The 18,282-nt window shown below is 72.8% G+C and carries 15 protein-coding genes, 1 tRNA gene and 1 pseudogene; 6 read left to right on the top strand and 11 right to left on the bottom strand.

From position 1 onward, the window contains the following. Nucleotides 1-90: 90 nt before the first annotated feature. A complete protein-coding gene (gene cyoE / locus IPQ09_07305) occupies nt 91-1,035 on the top strand; it encodes a protoheme IX farnesyltransferase (protein ID MBL0194019.1) in 945 nt (314 codons plus the stop codon). A gap of 211 nt (nt 1,036-1,246) precedes the next feature. Here cyoE and IPQ09_07300 read toward each other — a convergent pair whose 3' ends face one another. The 5 genes and pseudogenes from IPQ09_07300 to IPQ09_07280 all read right to left on the bottom strand — a co-directional run bounded on the left by IPQ09_07300 (nt 1,247) and on the right by IPQ09_07280 (nt 7,136). Further along, on the bottom strand, nt 1,247-1,591 hold the full coding sequence (locus tag IPQ09_07300; protein MBL0194018.1) for a hypothetical protein: 345 nt from the start codon (nt 1,589-1,591) through the stop codon (nt 1,247-1,249). A gap of 130 nt (nt 1,592-1,721) precedes the next feature. After that, entirely contained in the window at nt 1,722-1,991 is a 270-nt protein-coding gene (locus IPQ09_07295; protein MBL0194017.1) for a hypothetical protein, read from the bottom strand. Between the two features lie 326 nt (nt 1,992-2,317). Then, nucleotides 2,318-2,404: transfer RNA gene (locus IPQ09_07290), tRNA-Ser, on the bottom strand. Between the two features lie 72 nt (nt 2,405-2,476). Then, nucleotides 2,477-4,786 carry a sulfatase-like hydrolase/transferase gene (locus tag IPQ09_07285; protein ID MBL0194016.1) on the bottom strand — a complete coding sequence of 770 codons (2,310 nt, stop codon included), beginning with the start codon at nt 4,784-4,786 and terminating at the stop codon, nt 2,477-2,479. A gap of 1,696 nt (nt 4,787-6,482) precedes the next feature. Continuing rightward, nucleotides 6,483-7,136, bottom strand: a pseudogene (locus tag IPQ09_07280) (response regulator). Between the two features lie 750 nt (nt 7,137-7,886). Between IPQ09_07280 and IPQ09_07275 the strand changes: the two are divergent. The 3 genes from IPQ09_07275 to IPQ09_07265 all read left to right on the top strand — a co-directional run bounded on the left by IPQ09_07275 (nt 7,887) and on the right by IPQ09_07265 (nt 10,676). After that, nucleotides 7,887-8,687, top strand: coding sequence for a hypothetical protein (locus IPQ09_07275; protein MBL0194015.1), 801 nt, complete (start codon nt 7,887-7,889; stop codon nt 8,685-8,687). A gap of 64 nt (nt 8,688-8,751) precedes the next feature. Further along, a complete protein-coding gene (locus tag IPQ09_07270; protein MBL0194014.1) occupies nt 8,752-9,561 on the top strand; it encodes a hypothetical protein in 810 nt (269 codons plus the stop codon). After that, nucleotides 9,558-10,676: a hypothetical protein gene (locus IPQ09_07265; protein ID MBL0194013.1), complete on the top strand. Its 1,119-nt coding sequence runs from the start codon at nt 9,558-9,560 to the stop codon at nt 10,674-10,676. The genes IPQ09_07270 and IPQ09_07265 overlap by 4 nt, the downstream gene beginning before the upstream one ends. Before the next feature lie 27 nt (nt 10,677-10,703). Here IPQ09_07265 and IPQ09_07260 read toward each other — a convergent pair whose 3' ends face one another. The 5 genes from IPQ09_07260 to IPQ09_07240 form a co-directional block, all read right to left on the bottom strand. Beyond that, complete coding sequence (locus IPQ09_07260) at nt 10,704-10,850, bottom strand: hypothetical protein (GenBank protein MBL0194012.1); 147 nt, start codon at nt 10,848-10,850, stop codon at nt 10,704-10,706. Then, nucleotides 10,840-11,739, bottom strand: a complete 900-nt coding sequence (locus IPQ09_07255) for an Rpn family recombination-promoting nuclease/putative transposase (GenBank protein ID MBL0194011.1) — start codon at nt 11,737-11,739, stop codon at nt 10,840-10,842. Before IPQ09_07255 ends, IPQ09_07260 begins: the two co-directional genes overlap by 11 nt. 329 nt (nt 11,740-12,068) lie before the next feature. Next, entirely contained in the window at nt 12,069-12,449 is a 381-nt protein-coding gene (locus tag IPQ09_07250) for a hypothetical protein (GenBank protein ID MBL0194010.1), read from the bottom strand. A 40-nt stretch (nt 12,450-12,489) separates the two neighbouring features. Then, nucleotides 12,490-13,029: a hypothetical protein gene (locus IPQ09_07245; protein ID MBL0194009.1), complete on the bottom strand. Its 540-nt coding sequence runs from the start codon at nt 13,027-13,029 to the stop codon at nt 12,490-12,492. A 453-nt stretch (nt 13,030-13,482) separates the two neighbouring features. Further along, entirely contained in the window at nt 13,483-14,310 is an 828-nt protein-coding gene (locus IPQ09_07240) for an Rpn family recombination-promoting nuclease/putative transposase (protein ID MBL0194008.1), read from the bottom strand. Between the two features lie 182 nt (nt 14,311-14,492). Here IPQ09_07240 and IPQ09_07235 point away from each other — a divergent pair, with 182 nt between their 5' ends. Further along, the gene (locus IPQ09_07235) at nt 14,493-15,521 is read left to right on the top strand and encodes an Rpn family recombination-promoting nuclease/putative transposase (protein MBL0194007.1); all 1,029 of its coding nucleotides are present in this window, start codon (nt 14,493-14,495) and stop codon (nt 15,519-15,521) included. A 285-nt stretch (nt 15,522-15,806) separates the two neighbouring features. On the opposite strand, the gene IPQ09_07230 is transcribed toward IPQ09_07235, so the two are convergent. Further along, entirely contained in the window at nt 15,807-16,610 is an 804-nt protein-coding gene (locus IPQ09_07230; protein ID MBL0194006.1) for a hypothetical protein, read from the bottom strand. 674 nt (nt 16,611-17,284) lie between these two features. Between IPQ09_07230 and IPQ09_07225 the strand changes: the two genes are divergently transcribed. Then, nucleotides 17,285-18,262, top strand: coding sequence for a hypothetical protein (locus tag IPQ09_07225; GenBank protein MBL0194005.1), 978 nt, complete (start codon nt 17,285-17,287; stop codon nt 18,260-18,262). The last annotated feature ends 20 nt before the right edge of the window (nt 18,263-18,282 follow it).

Raw genomic sequence — 18,282 nt, 5'->3', positions numbered from 1 at the left:
CCCGTTTTCCTTGACCTTAGGCACCACGCTACCTATACGGCCCCTGGCCTCGCGCCTCCGGCACCGCGCCGCTCGCCGAGCCTCCCCGCCATGCCCGCACCCGTCGAACCCTCGCTCGAATCCGAAAAAAGCGAGTCTCGTCGTGCGGTTGCGTCCACAGCGCTGGCCGACTACGTGGCCCTCGCGAAGCCGCGGATCACCACGATGGTCGTCGTCACCACGGCAGGCGGCCTGTGGCTCGCGCACCGCGCCTCGCTCACCGCCACGGGGGCCAGCGCGCTCACCTGGCCCGTCGTGCTGAGCACCCTCCTCGGCACGGCCCTCATCGTGGCGGGCGCCAACGCGCTCAACATGTACATCGAGCGCGATTTCGACCGGAAGATGGAGCGCACGAAGAACCGGCCGCTCCCCACCGGGCGAATGGCCCCGCGCGCCGCGCTCTGGTTCGGGGTCGTGGCGTCCTCGCTCTCGGTGCCGCTCCTCGCCATCGGCGTGAACGCGCTCACGGCGCTCCTCGCGGTGCTCGCGAACCTGAGCTACGTGCTCGCGTACACCCCGCTGAAGCAGCGCTCGCACCACGCGCTCCTGGTCGGGGCCATCCCCGGCGCCATCCCGCCGCTCCTCGGGTGGACGGCCGTCACCGGGCGCGTCGATCTCGCCGGGTTCGTGCTGTTCGCCTTCATGTTCACCTGGCAGGTCCCGCACTCCCTCGCCATCGCGCTGTTCCGCAAGGGCGAGTACGCGCGCGCGGGCCTCGTGGTCATGCCAAACGTGACGGGCGACGACGCGGTCAAGCACGCGATCGCGCGCTGGCTCGTGCCGGTCGTGGCCTCGTCGCTGCTCGTCGTCCCCCTCGGCCTCGTGGGTGGGCCTGTGTACATCGTCACGGCGTCGCTGCTCGGCGCGCTCTTCTTCGGCGTCGGCGTGCTCGGCCTCGCCCGTCCCGGCGCCGACCGCAAGTGGGCCCGGAGCCTCTTCGGCGTGTCGCTCGTGTACCTGGTCGGCGTGTTCGCCGCGATGGTGTTCTGCGCGTAAGCCGGTCAGCCCGGAACGGGAGGCGCGACCGAGCGCGAGCGGAGCGCGGGGTTGCCCCCACCCGCGGGTGCTCGGCCTCCGGCCTGCGCGCCCGCGACCTCCCCCAAACTTCGTTCTCGGCTTCGCTCACGCGGCGCGTCGCTCCCACCCGCGCGCGAAGCCTGCGAGCGAAGAGGGGGAGGTGACCTCGCCGCGGCCCGAGCGTCGCGCGTCAGTCGCGGCCAGCGTCGCCCGCGTCACCCGCGTCGGACGAACCCGCGTCGGCGTCCGTCGAAGCGTCGAGCCGCGCAGCGTCGGCCGCGTCGGCCGCGTCGTTCGCGTCGGCCGCGTCGGCCGCGTCCACCGCGACCGCGGCGTCGGCGGGGCCCGGGGGAGAGGCACACCCTTCGTTGATGGGGCACGCCAGGCACGGCTCGGAGCTGCACGCGACCGAGAGCAGCGCCCCGCCCGCGGCGGCCATCGCCGCGGTCACGAACGCGCGCCGTCGACGCAGGATGGCCTCACGGTCGTCGTCGTCGTCGTCGCGGTGGCCTGGCGGGTCTCGACCTTCCGTCATGCCCCAACGTGGCACGGAGTCCGCGCGGTGCCCAGGGGGTTCGCCAACGCCGTTCGGCTGGCCACGTCGCGAGCGCCGACGCCGACGTGCTGCTCTCCGGCGGCGCAGCGCTTGCGCGTGGGGAGTCGGGTCACCGAGTGATCTTGAGGCGGTAGAGTCGGTTCTTTCGGTTCCCCGCGGCCCTGTCGAACGGCGACACCATGAAGAAGGCGTTCTCGCCCTCGATGGCTCCGCTCTCGACCGGCCCTTCGAGCTCGCAGGCCACCTTGCGGGCGGTGCCCCCGGCGACCGGCACCGCGAGCATCGGGGTCTTCTCCGCGCGGAACGCGACGAGCACTTCGGAGCCGAAGACACCCGGCGCCCAGGGCGCTTGCGCGTTCGGGTAGTCGAGGGCGCTCACGACCTTCAGCGGGTTGGCGAAGGTCTTGTCGTACTTGGTCAGCGACAGCGACTCGCCACAGTAGAACGCGTCGCCGGTGATCGTGAGGCCGCCGCCGAAGCACGACTTGTCCGACGCCGAAGCTCGTCCGCCCGTCTCGCCCGTCTCGCCCGTCTCGCGGTTCGCGAGCCGCTACGCGACGAACGCCAGGCGGGCTGAAGCGGGCTGGGCTCGCCCTGCCGCGGCGCGCAGATGTGCACCGGAAATCGCGTGGCCGCCTTCTAAGCAACCCCGCCGGACGTGGGCCCGGGACGAGCGGAACTCATCAAAGATCTCGTCTAACTCAGCGGAGAGAAAGGGATTCGAACCCTTGGTGAGCTTGCACCCACACATGATTTCCAATCATGCACCTTCGGCCACTCGGTCATCTCTCCCACAGACGCCCTCCCCATAGCACATCGCGGGCCGCGTGCCCGAAAATGTCCGCTCGGGGGCGCGGCGAGGTCCTACCGACCCCAGACCTTGAGCGCCGCCGCCGCGGGCGGGTCGAGGCGGGCGTCCTCGCGGGGCACCTGCTTGCCGGTGGCGAGCTCGTCGAAGAGGCGCCGGTGCAGGGTCTCGGTCGCGAGCGGGTGGGTCGCGCGCACGTCCGTGGTGCACGCGGGCTCGAGCGCGAGGTCGCAGAGGCGGGTCGCGCGCTCCCCCGCGCCCGACAGCACGAAATCGCCGAAGCGCGCCGAGAACCGCTGCGAAGCGACCGCGACCCGGGGCGTCGAGTCGGCGCGGTCGCGGGACTCGGCGAGCTCGAAGAGGCTCGGCCAGCGGTAGTTGCGCGGCGCGCGCAGGCCGAAGGCGTCGAGCACGGTCGAGGCGACGTGCATCGACTCGCTTGGCGCCGTCACGCGGCCCGCCTTCAGGGGGAGCGCCGCGTGCGGCCGCACGACGAGGAACGTCGCGAGCGTGCCCTCGTCGAGCGCGTCGGACTCTGCGAACGGCACGTGCGCGCCCTCGTCGGCGGCGACGTCGCCCGTCACGATCACGGTCGTCGACTCGTCTTGACCGTTCAGCCGTAGCGCAGAGAGGAGGCGGCCGAGCGCGGCGTCGTGCGCCTGGACGGCGAGCGTGTGGAGCGCGGCGGCGCGCTCGCGGTCTCCGTCGGTGTAGCGAATGACCGGCGGCACCCGCTTCGCCTTCGCCAAGAGCTCGCCGGCGTGCTTCGGGTCGAGGCCGCCGGTGTAGTTCTGGGGCGGCAGGTCCTTCATCTGCTCGTCGCTCGCGTCCCACGGCGGGTGCCCGCCGCGGGCGTGGATCGTGAGGAAGAACCGGCCGGTCTTGTGGGCCTCGAGGAAGCGAATGGCCTCGTCGAACACCGCGGTCGCCTGTCCGTCGCCGAGCGGGGCCTTGGCCTGGAAGACCTCCCAGCCGCGGTCGAACCCGAACGCCGCCGAAGTGGTTGGATTTGCAGTGAAAAACGCCGTCGCGATGCCCGCCTGCCGCGCCGCCTCGGACACGAGCGTCGGCCCCTTCACGAGGCGCGCGTCGCCGTCGACGAGCCCGTGCTCGGTCGGGCTCGCGCCCGAGAGCATCGACGCCACCACGGCGTTCGAGAGGGCGCTCGTCGCGCGGTTCTGCTCGAAGACGAGGCCGCGCTCCGCGAGGCGCGCGAGCTCCGGCGTGGCCCGCTCGCCGCCGAAGGCCGAGAGCGAGCGAGGCGCGACCGTGCCGAGCACGACGAGCACGACCCCACGCGCCGGCGCGAAGGGCGCGCGCGGCGCCGCGGGGCTCGTGCGCACGACGCGGGCCTCGCCGAAGAGCACGCGGGTGCCCTTCGGCGCCCGCACGACGCGGAGCTCGACCGCCCCCGTGGTGTCGACCTCGCCGAGGGGGATCGCGACAGGCCGCCACGCGGCCGCGTCCGCGGCGCCGAGGTGGAGCTGCGCGACGACCCGCGGGTCTTTGCGGTCGCGCAGCACGCGCAGCTCGACGTCGGCCTCGCCGGGCCCGGTGAGCGCCAGATCGGCCTGGAAGACGGCGTCCGAGGGGATGAACGCGGTGCACCGCGCGAACGCGTCGCCCCGGAGCGAGAGCGCCCGCTCGCTGCGGCCTCCGATGGGGGTGCTCACGAGCGCGTCGCGCCGCGTCGGCGCGGCGTAGGCGGCGTCGCCGTCGTACGCGCCGAGCCGCACCCAGTCGAGCTCTCCGAGCGCGTCGGGGCTGGTCTTCCCGCCGCCGACGAAGCGGAGATCCAGCTGGTGGGCGCCGGCCTCGAGCGCGGCCTGCGGCGAGCGCAGCTCGCTCACCTTCGCCTCGTTGTGTGTGAGCGCGAGGTGGCCCATGGGCCGGCCGTCGAGCGACACCGAGAGGGTGCGCGAGGCGCCCCCGCGAACGCGCGCGGAGATCGCGAGGCCCGACTCGGCGAGGAGCGGCTCGGCCGTCACGAGCGAGAGGCTGAGCGCGCGCGATCGAGGGCGCACCCACGTGCTCCCGTCACGCTCGAAGGCGTCGACCGCCGGCGTCGCGAGCCGCGGCCCGTAGCGTGAGCGCATCGTGGGATCGCCGAGGTCGAGGAGCGCGCCGCGGTGCCCGAGCGCGCAGTCGTCGAAGCGCCGGATCCAGTCGAGGACGACCTTGGGCTCTCCCCCGCGCGCGGTCGACGCGGCGGTCGATGGCGCCGGGGCGGTCGCGTCTGCGCCGTTCGGTGCGCCGCTGCAGCCTCGGCACCCGAGGCCGGCGCCGCTCGCCGCGAGGGCGACCGCGAGGGCGACCGCGCGAAGCTGCGCGCGGGCGGGTCGACGCGAAGACTCGGCCGGGCTCACGCTGCACCCTCTAGCACGGGCGCCGCGCCGGTGGACCTCAGGCGGGCCCGCCCCGGCCGCGAGATCACGAGCGGGGTCAGAAGGTGACGGTCGCGACCGTGCTCTCGCGCACGTCCACCGACACCCGGGCGTCGCCCAGGCGGACCTCGTGTGGGCCGACGGGCAACGTGAGGGGACCGCTCTCGCCCGCGCGGGGCGCGTCGTCGACGAAGAGCGCGCCGGCCCCAACCCCGCGGATTTCCAGGCCCCCGACCCCTGGCGCGGACGCCTGCTCGCGGTACACCGGCAGAGGCGCGGTCACCGCGACGGGCTGGGCGGCCGCGGCGGAGCGCTCGGGCGCGGGCGCGCGCTCGCTGCGGAACGCCAGCAGCGCGATGACGCTTCCGATCCCGAAGAGCAGCGCCAGCATCTGCCACGGCGTGCGCGTCTTCTTCTTCGGCGCGCCCTCCGGGGCGATCTCGGCGATCTGCGGCTCTGGGGTGCCCTCGGGCTCGGGCAGCGGGATGGAGAGGGAGGCCTCGTCGGCGCCGTAGATGGTCTCGAGGACGGTCGACTCGGCGTCGGCGCGCGGGATTTCAACCTCCTCGTCGGCCGCCTCGAGCAGGCGCGGCGACGAGCGCGGCTTCAGCGGCGCGAGCTCGACCAGCGGCGCGTCCGGCGACGGCGTGGTCGGCCTCGCGGCGCGCGTGTCGAGCTCCTGGATCACCGCGCCGAGGAGGGAGGACGGGCTCTGATCGGGCATGAGCGGGAGGCCCGCGCGCTCGCGCTCGCGATCGACGGCGAGGTCGAAGCTCTCGCTGTCACCGCAGGCGGTCAGCGACGCCTCGTAGGGCGCGTCGCTCGGAGTGGGCGGCTCGGGGGCCTTCGGCGCGACCTCAGCGAGCCGAGCCGCGATCGCCGGCTCGAGCAGCTCGCTGCGCGACGTCCCGTAAATCGCGCGCACCGCGCCGCGCGCGCACAGGTCGACCATGAGCTCGTCGAGCCACGCGGCGTCGACGAGGCCGCCGATGACGAGGTCCTTCGCGGTCGCGCCGCACGTCAGCTGGTCGACGACGCGCCGCGCCTCCGGGGTCGCGACGCGCATCGCGTCTGCGAGGGCGTCGTCGTCGAACACGAGCTCTTCCACCGCCATGGCGCGCACGCCCGTGCAGAGGTGCGTCGCGGCTCGCGCGAGCGCGATGGGCCGCGCGAGCTGCGCGTGCAAGCTGCCGGCGAGGTCCCCGTCGACCGCCCCTTCGCTGTCCTCGAGGACGAACCGCCCCACGCCCACGCCCACGAGACCGGCCAGCGCGCGCGGCCCGCGGACCACCGCGCCGTCGAAGCTCGTGCGGATGGCGGCGACCGGCGCGCCGTCGCGGATCTCGACCTCGTAGAGGAAGCTCGCGTCGCGCACCGACACGCGGGCGCTCGGGCGCGTCGCGCACACGATCTCGAGCAGCGAGCGCACCGAGAGGTCGTCGAGGCGGCCTCGCACCTCGCCCTCACCCGTGAGGCGCGCCTCGATGCGCGCGCGCGGCCGCAGCACTTCGCGCACGCGCCCGACGATCGCGCGCGCGTCGCTCTCCTTGCGCAGGTAGCCCGCCGCGCCGGCGCCGAGCTCCCGTACGCGCTGGAGGAGGTCTTCTTTCCAGCTGAGGAGGAGGAACGGCGTGTCACGGAGCGCGACGTCGCGCCGGAGGGCCCGGCAGAGCGCGAAGCCGTCGAGGCCCGGCATGAGCACGTCGCTGATGACGAGATCCGGGCTCGTGCGGTGCGCGAGGGCCAGGGCCTGCTCGCCGTCGACGGCCTCGGTCACCACGCAGCCGGCCGCGCGGAGGAGATCCGCCACGAACCAGGTCACGCCAGGATCGTCGTCGGCAACGAGCACGCGCCGGCCCGTGAGGCGGACCTCGGTGTTCGCGCCGCGCGCGCGCGGACCTCGGTCGTACCGGGGCGCGTCGAGCTGCAGCGGGGGCGCGAACGCGATCGCCCCCTCGGGCGCCGCGAGGGAGAAGCGGACCTCACCCCCGGTGCGCGCGGTGACGATCTCGCGGACGCGGGCGATCGCGCCCCATACGGCGCCGAGCACCTCGGTGCCCTCGCCCAGCGCGACGCGGGTCGCGCGTCCGCGCTCGTCGACGCTGTCGACCAGCGCGCGTCGGAGCTCCTCCGCGAGCCGCTCGCCGAGCTCGGCCACGCTCGGCTCGCCCAGCGTCACCCGCTGCGTGCGGTTCTCGGAGGTGAGCACCGCGCCCTCGCACACGTGGCGAAGCTCGGCGCGCCCGAGCGGCTTCGAGAGCGTGCGAGATACACCCATCGCCACGTAGCGCCCCGCCTCGCTCGGGTCGGCGAAGCTGCCGAGCACGATCATGGGGACAGGCTCTGTCAGCGGATCGTCCATGAGGGCTTCGATGAGCTCGGCCACGTCGTCGAGGTCGGCGTCGAGCACGATGAGGTCCGGCGCCACCGAGTGCGCCAGCTCGATCGCGGCCTGCGCGTCCTCGGTGCGGTGGCACTCGAACGAGGTCCGCGCGCGCTCGCTTCGCGTCGAGAGCGCGTCGGCGACGACCTCCGGCCCGATCACCAGCGCGGTGTGGGTCGTGAGCGGCTCGCCGCGCTCCTCCCGGCGGCTCCTCCGCCCTCGGGTCTCGCCCCACGCGACCGCAGGCAGGTCGAAGAGCAGCTCGCGCAACCCCGCGATCGCGAAGGGGGTGATCGGCTCTCCGTCTGCGGTCTCGAGGAGGCGGAGCCCCTCTTCGAGCGAACGCTCGAGCTCCGAGAGCCGGCACGCCCCCGCGCTCCGCGCGAGCGCGGAGAGGCGGCGTCCCAGCTCGTCGGACAGGGCCGCGCTGCCTGGGTCGGCCTCGAGCGCGCCGAGGCTCGCCCGCGCCTCGGCCGATCGCTGGGCGAGCGAGGCCACGAACTCGGAGCCGGCCGCTCCGAGTCGCAAAGGCTGGTCTTCTCCGAACCGTGAGGAGGTGCGATCGCTGGTCAACATGGCTCCGAGGGGCGTAGCAGCGGCGGCGTCGAACGGCCCACTTTGTTGCGAGCGGTTGTCGCGAGCGGCTGTCGCGAGCCGCTCGCGCGCCGACTCCTCGCGGGCCCGTGGTAAGGTGCACCCGTGAGCGAAGCGCACGAGCAGCCGAGCGATCCGCGTGACGAGGACCCCGCCGCCGGCGGAGAGCCGCTCCTCCGCGTCGGCACCACGGTCGGCGTGGCGTTCGTGGTGGCGCTGCTCGGCTCGGCGCCCGCCGCGCTGCGCCTCGCGCGGGCGCTGCCCGAGGTCGGGCTCGTCTCGTCGTGGAGCATGGTCGGCGCGGCGGCGCTCGTGCCCGCCGTGGTGCTCGTCTCCATCTTCCGAGGCGCGCGGCGTGGAGCGCGCTCCTTCATGGTCGAGCGCGCGCGCGAGCACGGCACGACCCTCTTCTTCTTCTGCGCGCTCACCCTGCCGAGCCTCGTCCTCTTCGGCACCGTGCTCCGCGCGAAGACCCACCACCACGCGCTCGCGGGCGTCACGTACGCCATCGGCGCGCTGCTCGCGATGGCCGCGATCGCGTCGGTCGCGGCGCGCCTCGCGAGGGTCGTCGCGGCGCGCAGCCCGACCGTCTCGCGCGCGGCGTTCGGCGTCGCGTTCTTCACCACCCTCGCGTCCCTCGCGTGGGCGGGCGCGCGCGCGTCTCACGTGGCCGGGCCGGTGGCGGGCGCGCTGCTCGACGTCGCCGCCCTGCTCCTCGCGAGCGGGGTGGGGTCTCGGCCGGGCTTCCTCGACACCCGCGCTCTCGCCGTGCTTGGCCCGCCGCTCGCCGCGGCGATGCTGGCCTTCGGGGTGACGACCGCCAGCGGCCTCGGCGCGCCGCTCGCCGAGGCGAGCGCTCAAGTCTCCGTGTTCGCGCCAATGCTCGAGCGCTTCGCCGGCCGTTGACGTCGGCCGATGCGGCATTAGATTCGCGCCGTAGCCCGAGCCGACGCCCGAGCAGAACGACCCCATGCTCCCTCCCGCTCGCGCTCACTCGTCCGGTTCCACGCTCGCGCGCCTTCGCGGCAGCGCACTCGCCGTGGCGCCCTGGGCGCTCGCGCTGTCGACGGCGGGAGCCGCGCTCGGCTGCGGTGGCTCCCCGGGGGCTGGCGCCGACACCGCGCCCACGTCGCCTCTGGCGAAGCCCCCGCACGGCTACGCCGTGCTCGCGCGGGCGGCCTCCCTCGACGCCGCGTGGCCCCTCGCGCAGGAGGTCTACGCCTCTCCGCGCCTCCGCCCCACCTTGAGCGAGGCCCAGGCCCGCGTCTTCGCCGGCGCGCCCACCCCCGCGAAGCCTCCTGCCCTGGTGGACCTCGCCGACACGCGCGAGGCCATCACCGACGACGGCCCTACCGCCCGGCGCCTGCTCGCGTCGCTCGCGAAGGAGTACGGGCTCGAGGGCGTCTTCGTGGTCGCCCCCGGCGCCGAAGGCGAGCGCCCGGTCGTGAAGGTCTTCGTCGCGGGCGAGGGCTCGGCGCCTGCGGGGCGCTTCGCCCCCATCGAGCTGCGCGCGGAGCCGGGCGAGCGCCCCTGGGCCTCCGCCCGCGCCTCGCTCGAGCGCCTCGTGCCCGCGCCCGCGCCTGGCACCGCGCCCGCGGCCGCCCGGCCCGCGGCCGCGCGCGCGGCGACCCCGAAGACGGAGGGGTCCTCCGCGTTCTACCAGTCGCCCTGGTTCTGGGGCGCCGCGGGGGCGGCGGTCGTGCTCGGTGGGGCCTTCTTCTTGGCGACGCGCGACAGCTCGTCCGATTCGATCCACCTTGAGATGCAGGTGCCCCGATGACCCGTGCGCTCGCCCGACTCCTCGCCACCGTCCTCCTGCTCGCGTCGTTCGTCTGGCCGTCTGTCGGCCACGCCGGCGTCGTCGTGGCCCCGGAAGACGCGCCGTACCTCCAGGCCCCTCAGGAAATCGTCGTGCCCCCCGTGCCCGCCGACTTCCTCGCGCGCCGGTCGGAGTGGCTCACCGTCACGTTCCCGCGCGCGTACGAGTCGCGGGTCGACGCGATCCTCCCCGACCTCGATGCCACCCGGCAGCTCCTCACGATCGAGCTCGGCCGGCCCGTGCTCGGGCGCGTCGAGGTCCGCATCGTGCGCGATTTCGACGAGATGTCTCGCCTCGCGCCCATCGGCGCGCCCCCGCCCGCGTACGCGAGCGGCGTGGCCTACGGCCCGCTCAAGCTCGTCCTCGTCTCCCTCGTGGGGCCCCGCGGCGGCGAGCCCACGAAGCTCGAGGAGACCCTCCGCCACGAGCTCGTCCACATCGCCGTGTGCGACGCCCTCGGCCAGGGCTCGGTGCCCCGCTGGTTCAACGAGGGCCTCGCGGTCAAGCTCTCGGGCGAGCTCGCGCTCGACCGCGTGGAGACCCTGAAGGCCGCCAGCCTGTCCAACACGCTCGTCCCCGTGGCCGAGCTCGATCGCAAGTTCCACGGCAACGGCCAAGAGGTGAGCCTCGCCTACGCGCAATCGGCGGATTTTGTTCGCTTTCTGAGTCGCCGCGACGATCACGCCCGCTTCGTCCGCCTGCTCGACCGCGTGGCCGCCGGTCAGCCGTTCGAGCCCGCGGTGAGCAACGCCTACGGCGCCGATCTGCGCCGCCTCGAGTACCAGTGGAAGCAGGACCTGGCCCGGCGCATGCCGCTCTGGTCCATCGTCGGCTCCCTCGTGTCGGTGCTCATGGTCGCGCTCTTCGCCGCCGCCTGGTGGAAGCGCCGCCGCAGCTCGAAGTTGGTGCTCGCGCGGTGGGAGCGCGAGGAGGCGCAGATGGACGAGGTGCTCCGCCAGATCGAGCTCGCCACCCGCGCCAACGCAAACGCCGCCACCGCGGCCCCGCCCAGCGTGCCGCCGGCGGCGCGGCTCCCCAAGGTGGAGCACGCGGGGGCGTGGCACACGCTGCACTGAGGGGGCGCGCTCTCGCGCCGAGCGCACTCAGCCCGCGAGGACATCCTCCAGCGTCGCCGCGGTGAGCACCCGCTCCGCCCAGGTGTCGAGCGTGACCACGTCCGCCGCGTCGAGGCGGGTGACCGCGGCGTCGGGGAGCGCACCGAACCGGAGGGTGAGGAGCCTACGTAACATGACCCGTCTGCCCTGGACCTCTCCGCGGGCCTCGCCGACGACGATTCCGCGGGCCTCTCCCCGAGCCTCTCCCTTCTGCATCAACTCTTCGCCAGCGGTCATGAGCGTCTCCTTCAAGCGTTCGTCCGGGAGAGCTGCGCGAAGCTGCTCCAGTACGATCCGCGACTCCGCGGGGTGCCAGTACGATCCGCGACTCCGCGGGGTGAACCATCATCACATAGCGCAACACCGCCTCCAGCGCCGCCCTCCCGTGCGGAGCCGTCATGACCTCGAGCGCGAGGTCCGCCCACGCTCCCAGGCGGCGCACCAGCTCCTCGGGGGCGCGCGAGTGGCGGAAGCAGACCAGCACGAGCCGGCCGAGCGCCGTCATCCCCCGACCGCGTAGCGCTTCGTCGCTCTCGGCGACGAGCTCGTCGAGCACGAAGCGATGGCGCAGCACGTGCTCGCCCGCGGCGAGGAGGGTCGCCTCGTCGAGCTCGTACAGCTCCTCGAGCGAACGCGCGGCCGTCCAGCCGGCGTCGCCGTGGTGAAGGACGACCGGGAGGATCGCGGGGAGCGCCGTCGCGCCGGGGTTCTCCTTCAGCCAGGCCTCCCAGATGCGAACGGAGTAGGCGACGAGCCGAAAGGGCATGAGCGGGTGCGGGGTGCTCTGATGCTCATAGAGCAGATAGAGACGGGCCTCTCGCCCCGAGAGCGCCACGCGGAAGAGCAGATCGGTGTGGCGGCTCTTGAGCTCGGCGTCCACGAAGGAGCCAGGGACGGCCTCGAGCGTGGTCCAGTCGAAGCGCGCGGCGAGCCCCTTCGGGAGCGCGGTTCGCAGGGCACCCTCGGCGTGCCGCGGGTCCGCGAACGTGGACTTGAAGAGGGCGTCGTGGGGGTTCGGGGGCACGAGCCCCATATGGCAAGTTCGAGGCCAGCGCGAGCCGGCACGAATCCTCGTTGCGTCGTGAGGCGCGGAGTGTCCTGGACGGCCCACGGGGTGTCCTGGGACACCGCCCGGCGCGCTCCACCGGGATAGCCAGCAGGACCCAGCCTGCGCGGACGGACAAGGGGGCTCTCCTCGGGGCGGAAGGCCACCTGCCTCACGGCCATCTCCCGCTCGGGAGCCTAAACAAAAGAAAGAAGCGCCCCCGAGCCACGGCTCGAGGGCGCATCCCTCACCCATCACGGGCATCACGGGCATCACGTCCTCTCAGCCCACGCGCGACCGGCGCGCCGTCAGGCGCCACGACCACGTCTGCCTTCGCACGTCGCGAGCGCTTCGCGTGAATCGACCGGAACGAGCGCGCCTCCCCTGGGGTCGTTGCGGAACGCGAAGAGCCCGGCCTCACGCACCTCGGTCATCGCCTCGAGCAGATAGGCCACCGCGCGATCGCGCGCGTTCGTGTGCCGCGTCACGGTGAGCGTACGGAGGCGCCTATCGCGCACCGTGGTCGAGAGCGTGGCGTGCATCGCGCGCGCCTCGGGGGCGAGCGTGGCGGCGTTCACCTGGACGCCGGCGAGCTGCGTGGGGTACGCGTCGCAGAGTTCGGCGCAGGCGCCCAGATCCGCGACGAGATCGTCGAGGCCCGGAATGAAGCGAGAAGGTTCAACCGGCAAGACGCCGAGGACGCCAAGTCCTGTGGGGCTCGCGCTCCCGTCAGGCCTGCGCGCCGGGCCGGAAGTGGTCCATGACCTCACCCCACGCGTAAAGCGCAGCGCGAACGCGCTCGAACATCGCACGGAGCTGGGCGTGGGGCGCCTCGTCGGGCTCCCGCGCCGGATCGTCCCAGGTGCGCGGTAGGTCAATGCTCTGAAAGGCGCGCACCGTCAGCGACTCGAGGCGCAGCTCGCCGAGGGGGTTGCACGTGATCTTCGCTTCGGGATCGCCCTGCCACGCGAGGATCGCGAGCCGACCCTCGGGCGTCTCCCGGACGGCGTCTTCGGCGATGAGGGGCTCGACCTTCTCAAGGCGGGCCAGGGCCTCTCGGCTCCACTTGGCCCACACGGTGGCCGCGGGCATCGGGATCCGCTTGCCCGATGGAAGTCCGGCGTGGAGCTTGATGTCCACGCGAAGGGAGGGGCGCTCGGTCTCGACGCCGCCGTCGTCGCCGAGGAGCTCCGCGATCAGATCTTCCTCGCACGTCGCGGCTCTCGCCGCCTGAAGGGCGCTCCACTCGAACGAGATCGAAGCGGCCACGTGGAAAGGCTTCCCTACCTCCTCGTCGAGCGGTTCGACGCCGATCGAAACGTCCGATCGCCGAAGCGAAGACCGAGGCGCTCTTCGGGGCGGAGCGGGCGAAGCCCGGAGTCCCGAAGGGTGACCAGGAATGCCCTCGTGAACTCGTCGTAGTTCATCCCCGTGATGTCGGCGAGGCGGACCGGCGTGTCAAGCGCGGTGGGACGGAGAGCGGGACTCCAACTGGACATGACTGGATGACGTCGCGGGGGATGACTCGTGGGGCTCCAGGGGCGCTCGATCGGGCGCCCCGCCGGCTTGGCCCTCGAGATCCCTTCGACCGAAGCGTGCGAAGGACCCGCCCAATCGCTCCTTCGGGAAGCTGGACGTGACCCACGCGGTGGTCGCGAGTCCCTGGGTCCGCCGCGCCGAGGCCATCGCGCCCGCGTTGACCGTGGGCAGTCGTCGCCGCACTCAGCCCGCGAGGACATCCTCCAGCGTCGCCGCGGTGAGCACGCGCTCCGCCCACGTGTCGAGCGTGATCACGTCCGCGGCGTCGAGGCGAGTGCGTGCGGCGTCGGGGAGCGCACCGAAGCGCAGAGTGAGCAGCCTGCGCAAGATGACGCGTCTGCCTTCGAGCTCTCCCCGTGCCTCGCCCTTTTGCATCAACTCTTCGCCAGCGGTCATGAGCGTCTCCTTCAAGCGTTCGTCGGGGAGAGCTCCACGCAGCTGCTCCAGTACGATCCGCGACTCCGCGGGGTGAACCATCATCACATAGCGCAACACCGCCTCCAGCGCCGCTCGCCCGTCCGGAGCCGTCATGACCTCGAGCGCGAGGTCCGCCCACGCGCCCAGATGGCGCACGAGCTCCTCGGGATCGCGCGAGTGGCGGAAGCAATAGAGCACCAGCCGGCCGAGCGCGGACATCGCGCGCGCGCGCAGCGCTTCGTCGCTCTCGGTGACGAGCTCGTCGAGCACGAAGCGATGGCACAGCACGTGCTCGCCCGCGGCGAGGAGGGTATCTTCGTCGAGATCGTACAGCTCCTCGAGCGAACGCGCCGCCGTCCAGCCAGCGTCGCCGTGGTGAAGGACGACCGGGAGGATCGCGGGGAGCGCCGTCGCGCCGGGGTGCTCCTTCAGCCACGCCTCCCAGATGCGAACCGCATACGCGACGAGCCGAAAGGGCATGAGCGGGTGCGGGGTGCTCTGATGCTCATAGAGCAGATAGAGACGGGCCTCTCGCCCCGAGAGCGCCACGCGGAAGAGCAGATCGGTGTGGCGGCTCTTGAGCTCGGCGTCCACGAAGGAGCCAGGGACGGCCTCGAGCGTGTCCCAGAGTGCGGCACGCCGACCGTCCCCGGACGTCCGCGGCGTGTCCGGTGACAGGACCTGCGAGCGTGGCGACCGAGAATTCGTGTGACTTGGCCATGGCCCCGTCCTTGCGAAGGGTCCGCAGCGCCGTCCTCGCGGCGCCACGGAGCACCATGTCCCGGAGCCCCCACGATGCGCTGTTCAAGAACACGTTCTCGGACCCGCGCCACGCGGAGGGGGCGCTGCGATCCGTGTTGCCGCAGGGGCTCGCGCGTCGCTTCGCGTGGGCCACGCTGGAGCGGGTGCCGGGGAGCTTCGTCGACGCGAAGCTGAAGGACCGCCACACCGATCTGCTTTTTCGCGTCGAGCGCGTCGAGCAGGTGGCACCGGCTGCGGGCGCGAGCGCCAACGAGCACGCACTGGTCTACCTCCTGTTCGAGCACCAGAGCGCGCCGCACTCGCTGATGGCCTTCCGGCTGGTCGCGTACAGCGTGCGCATCTGGGAAGAGTGGCTGAAGGAGCACGCGGACGCGCGAAAGCTGCCGGCGATCGTGCCGGTGGTGCTCCACCACGGAGCGGGCGGATGGACAGGCGCGCGCACGCTCGAGGACCTCTACGATCTCGACGCGGAGGCGCTCGAAGCCGCCGGACCCCACGTGCTCCGGATGCGGTTCTTGCTGGACGACCTCGGAATGGAGACCGACGAGGCGCTGCGCGAGCGCGCGATGACGGCGCTGGGACGGCTCGTGATGTATTGCCTGCGGCACGCGCGAGAGCCGACGGAGCTCGTGGCGGGGCTGCGCGAGTGGGGCGCGCTGGTGGAGGAGGTCATGGCCGCGCCGGACGGGGCGGCGGCGCTGCGGACGGTGTTGCGGTATGTGTTGATGGTGCACCCCGAGGAGCCCGAGATTGTGCTGGAGCAACTCGACGCCGCAATGGGGGACGAGAAGGTGAAGGAGGCGCTCATGACCGCGGGTGAAAGGCTGATTCAGCGAGGGGAAGCGCGAGGGGAAGCGCGGGGGGAAGCGCGGGGGGAACGCCAAGGCGAGCTGCGGATGCTGCGCAAGCTGCTCACGCTGCGCTTCGGGCCGCTGCCCGACGCTGCAAACGCGCGACTCGAGGCGGCGGACGTGGCCACGCTGGAGACCTGGGGCGAGCGTGTGCTCACCGCGGCGAGCCTCGACGAAGTGCTCGGGGGTTGAGGCCGGCGAGCCCGGCGAGCCTCCCCACTGCGGCGGGTCGAGCCCCACTCTCGAGCCTCTCCACGAGGGGAAGCGTCCCTGATCGCCGGTGACCGGCGCCCCGTCGGGCGGCTCTTGAGCTCGGCGCCCGCGATCCTTCAAGGTCCCCGACGCTCCTCGGGGCGGAAGCCCACCTGCCTCAGGGCCATCTCCCGCTCGGGAGCCTGAACAAAAAAGAAGAAGCGCCGCCGAGCCACGGCTCGAGGGCGCATCCCTCACCCATCCATCACGGGCATCACGGTCCTCTCAGCCCACGCGCGACTCCGGCGCGCCGTCAGGCGCCACGACCACGTCTGCCTTCGCACGTCGCGAGCGCTTCACGTGAATCGACCGGAACGAGCGCGCCTCCTTGGGGTCGTTGCGGAACGCGAAGAGCCCCGCCTCACGCACCTCGGTCATCGCCTCGAGCAGATAGGCCACCGCGCGATCGCGCGCGTTCGTGTGCTGCGTCACGGTGAGCGTACGGAGGCGCCTATCGCGCACCGTGGTCGAGAGCGTGGCGTGCATCGCGCGCGCTTCGGCGGCGAGCTTGGCGGCGTTCACCTGGACGCCGGCCAGCTGCGCTGGGTACGCGTCGCAGAGCTCGGCGCAGGCGCCCAGATCCGCGACGAGATCGTCGAGGCCCGTGCCGTCTTGGATCGCGTCGACGCGCCGCTGCACCTCGGGATCCCGTCGCATCGCGAAGCCAACGCTGCGCAGGATTTCGGCCCGCACCGCGCTGGCCCGCTCGGTGATGGCGAGCTCGTCGGCGTCCTTCCCTCGCGCGGCTTGTCGCTGCGCGAGCTGCGCGCCCTCGACCATCGTCGCGCGCTCGTCGAGCGAGTCGACCAGCGCCGACGAGACGCCCACCGCGACGAGCTTGGCCCGGTGGCGCCGCGCCACCTCCGCGAGGAGGCGACCCTCTGCCACCAGCGAGTCCACGCGCGTGGGCGAGTTGCGGGGCCCCACGGCCTCGAGCTGCTTCTGGTTGTTGGCAAAGACCTCGATCGACGTGGGCGAGGTGGGCGCGGACTTGCCGCTCGGGGACTTCTTGTTCGACTGGGTCTTCATCTGTCCTCTCCTTGGGTGTCTATCCTCCAGCGCCCGCCTTCGGGGATCCGCCTCGTGTGCGCTGATGCCCTCCTCTCGGCGGGGTCGAACTCGGCGTTGCGTGAGAAATGAAGAACAGTGAAGAAATCGAAACTGCCGGGCAAATGCAGCCGTCGGCGCGCTCCGGAGCGTCGCTTGGCCCGCGATCGGTCACGCCTGGCGCGCGATCGGTCACGCCTGGCGCGCTTTCGGCCGCGCCGGGTCGGCGATCAGCCGCGCCGGGTCGGCGATCAGCCGCGCCGGGTCGGCGATCAGCCCTCGGCGCGCGCGCTCGGGGCGCTCCTGGCGCGGTCAGGGTGCCGCTGGGTCGGCGATCAGGGGTTCCGGGGCCCGCCGCGGTCACCCCTGGCGCGATTTTGGGCGCTCCGGGTCGTCGATCATGGCTTTGCGCACTCGAAATCGGGCTCCGGGCAACCCGAACGGGGGGGCTGGGGTCGATCATGGGGGTTCCGGCGCGCGGATCAGGGCTCGTGGCCGGGCTGTGGGAGTGGCGCGCGAGAACGATGGTCAACGCTCCTCTCCGCCACCTCCGCCACCGGTCGCCTTCGCCCGCGTCCATGAGACCACATGGTGCTCGCGATGCGCGCTATCGTCGTCGCGGCGGCGTTCTCGCCGCGCGGAAAGCCGGAGACCCAATGACCGAACCACAGCAGGAGCCCCTCCCAGCTCCGGTCCACTGCACCTTCGCGGTCGACCGCGTTTCACGTGATCCTGCAACGACCGCGTGGAAGCAGCGCGCCCGCTCGGGACAAGCCCGGTGGCGCGAAGCACACGGCCACCCGATCGGAGCCCACCCCTATCGTGGTGGTTCGAAGGCGACCCCGGTCGGGAGTCGACTCGAGCTCGGCTTTGCGCGCTCCTCCGGCGCGAACTTCCTCACGCCCGGCGCCCTTGCTGCCGTGCGCGCCCGGCTCGCAGCGCCCGAGAAGTACCAGATGATCAGCGAAGAGCGCCTCTGGGCGGATCTGCTCTCGTCGATGCCGCTCTGCTTCAATCTGTTCGGCGACCTCGCGAGCTCTCACGAGGCCGCGACGCGCGCCGTGCGAGCGTGGTGGCCTGACGCCCCTGACGCTCCGGAAAGCGACCGCACCGAGGTGCGCTTCGAGTACTCGCCGGGGCGACGTGACCCGTCCTTCCTCGGCAACCAGAGTGCCTTCGACGCAGCGTTCGAGATCGCCATGGGAAGCGACAAGCGCGCGATCGTGGGCATCGAGACGAAGTACCACGAGCACGCGATCGCGGAGCCCGCCCCGAAGGCCGCGGCGCTCGCCCGGTACGCCGAGGTCACGGAGCGATCGGGGGTGTTCGTCGAGGGCTGGCGCGAGCGGATCGTCGGCACCGATCTTCAGCAAATATGGCTCGATCACCTGCTCGTGCTCGCGATGCTCCAGCACCCGTCGAGGAAGTGGGCGTGGGGGCGATTCGTGCTGACGTACCCCGAGGGCAACCCGAGCTTCGCCGGAGCGGCGGCGCGCTATCGTGAAGTCCTGCGGGATGAAGGCACGTTCGAGGCGAGGACGCTGGAGGGCCTCGTGGGGACGCCAGGGGTGCTCCCGGACGAGACCGCGAGTGCGCTGAGGGAACGCTACTTCCCGTGGGGCCGGGCTCCTTAAGAGATGGGGGGCGCCACCGA

Source organism: Myxococcales bacterium (assembly GCA_016720545.1).
GTDB lineage: Bacteria > Myxococcota_A > Polyangia > Polyangiales > Polyangiaceae > JAAFHV01.
Note: the sequence above shows the minus strand (reverse complement) of the source record. Positions and strands in the feature narration are given on the sequence as shown.

Coding starts and splice junctions, on each gene's coding strand:
- cyoE (MBL0194019.1), top strand. CDS start 91: ATGCCCGCACCCGTCGAACCCTCGCTCGAATCCGAAAAAAGCGAGTCT.
- IPQ09_07300 (MBL0194018.1), bottom strand. CDS start 1,591: ATGACGGAAGGTCGAGACCCGCCAGGCCACCGCGACGACGACGACGAC.
- IPQ09_07270 (MBL0194014.1), top strand. CDS start 8,752: ATGCTCCCTCCCGCTCGCGCTCACTCGTCCGGTTCCACGCTCGCGCGC.
- IPQ09_07265 (MBL0194013.1), top strand. CDS start 9,558: ATGACCCGTGCGCTCGCCCGACTCCTCGCCACCGTCCTCCTGCTCGCG.
- IPQ09_07260 (MBL0194012.1), bottom strand. CDS start 10,850: ATGTTACGTAGGCTCCTCACCCTCCGGTTCGGTGCGCTCCCCGACGCC.
- IPQ09_07235 (MBL0194007.1), top strand. CDS start 14,493: ATGTCCCGGAGCCCCCACGATGCGCTGTTCAAGAACACGTTCTCGGAC.
- IPQ09_07230 (MBL0194006.1), bottom strand. CDS start 16,610: ATGAAGACCCAGTCGAACAAGAAGTCCCCGAGCGGCAAGTCCGCGCCC.
- IPQ09_07225 (MBL0194005.1), top strand. CDS start 17,285: ATGACCGAACCACAGCAGGAGCCCCTCCCAGCTCCGGTCCACTGCACC.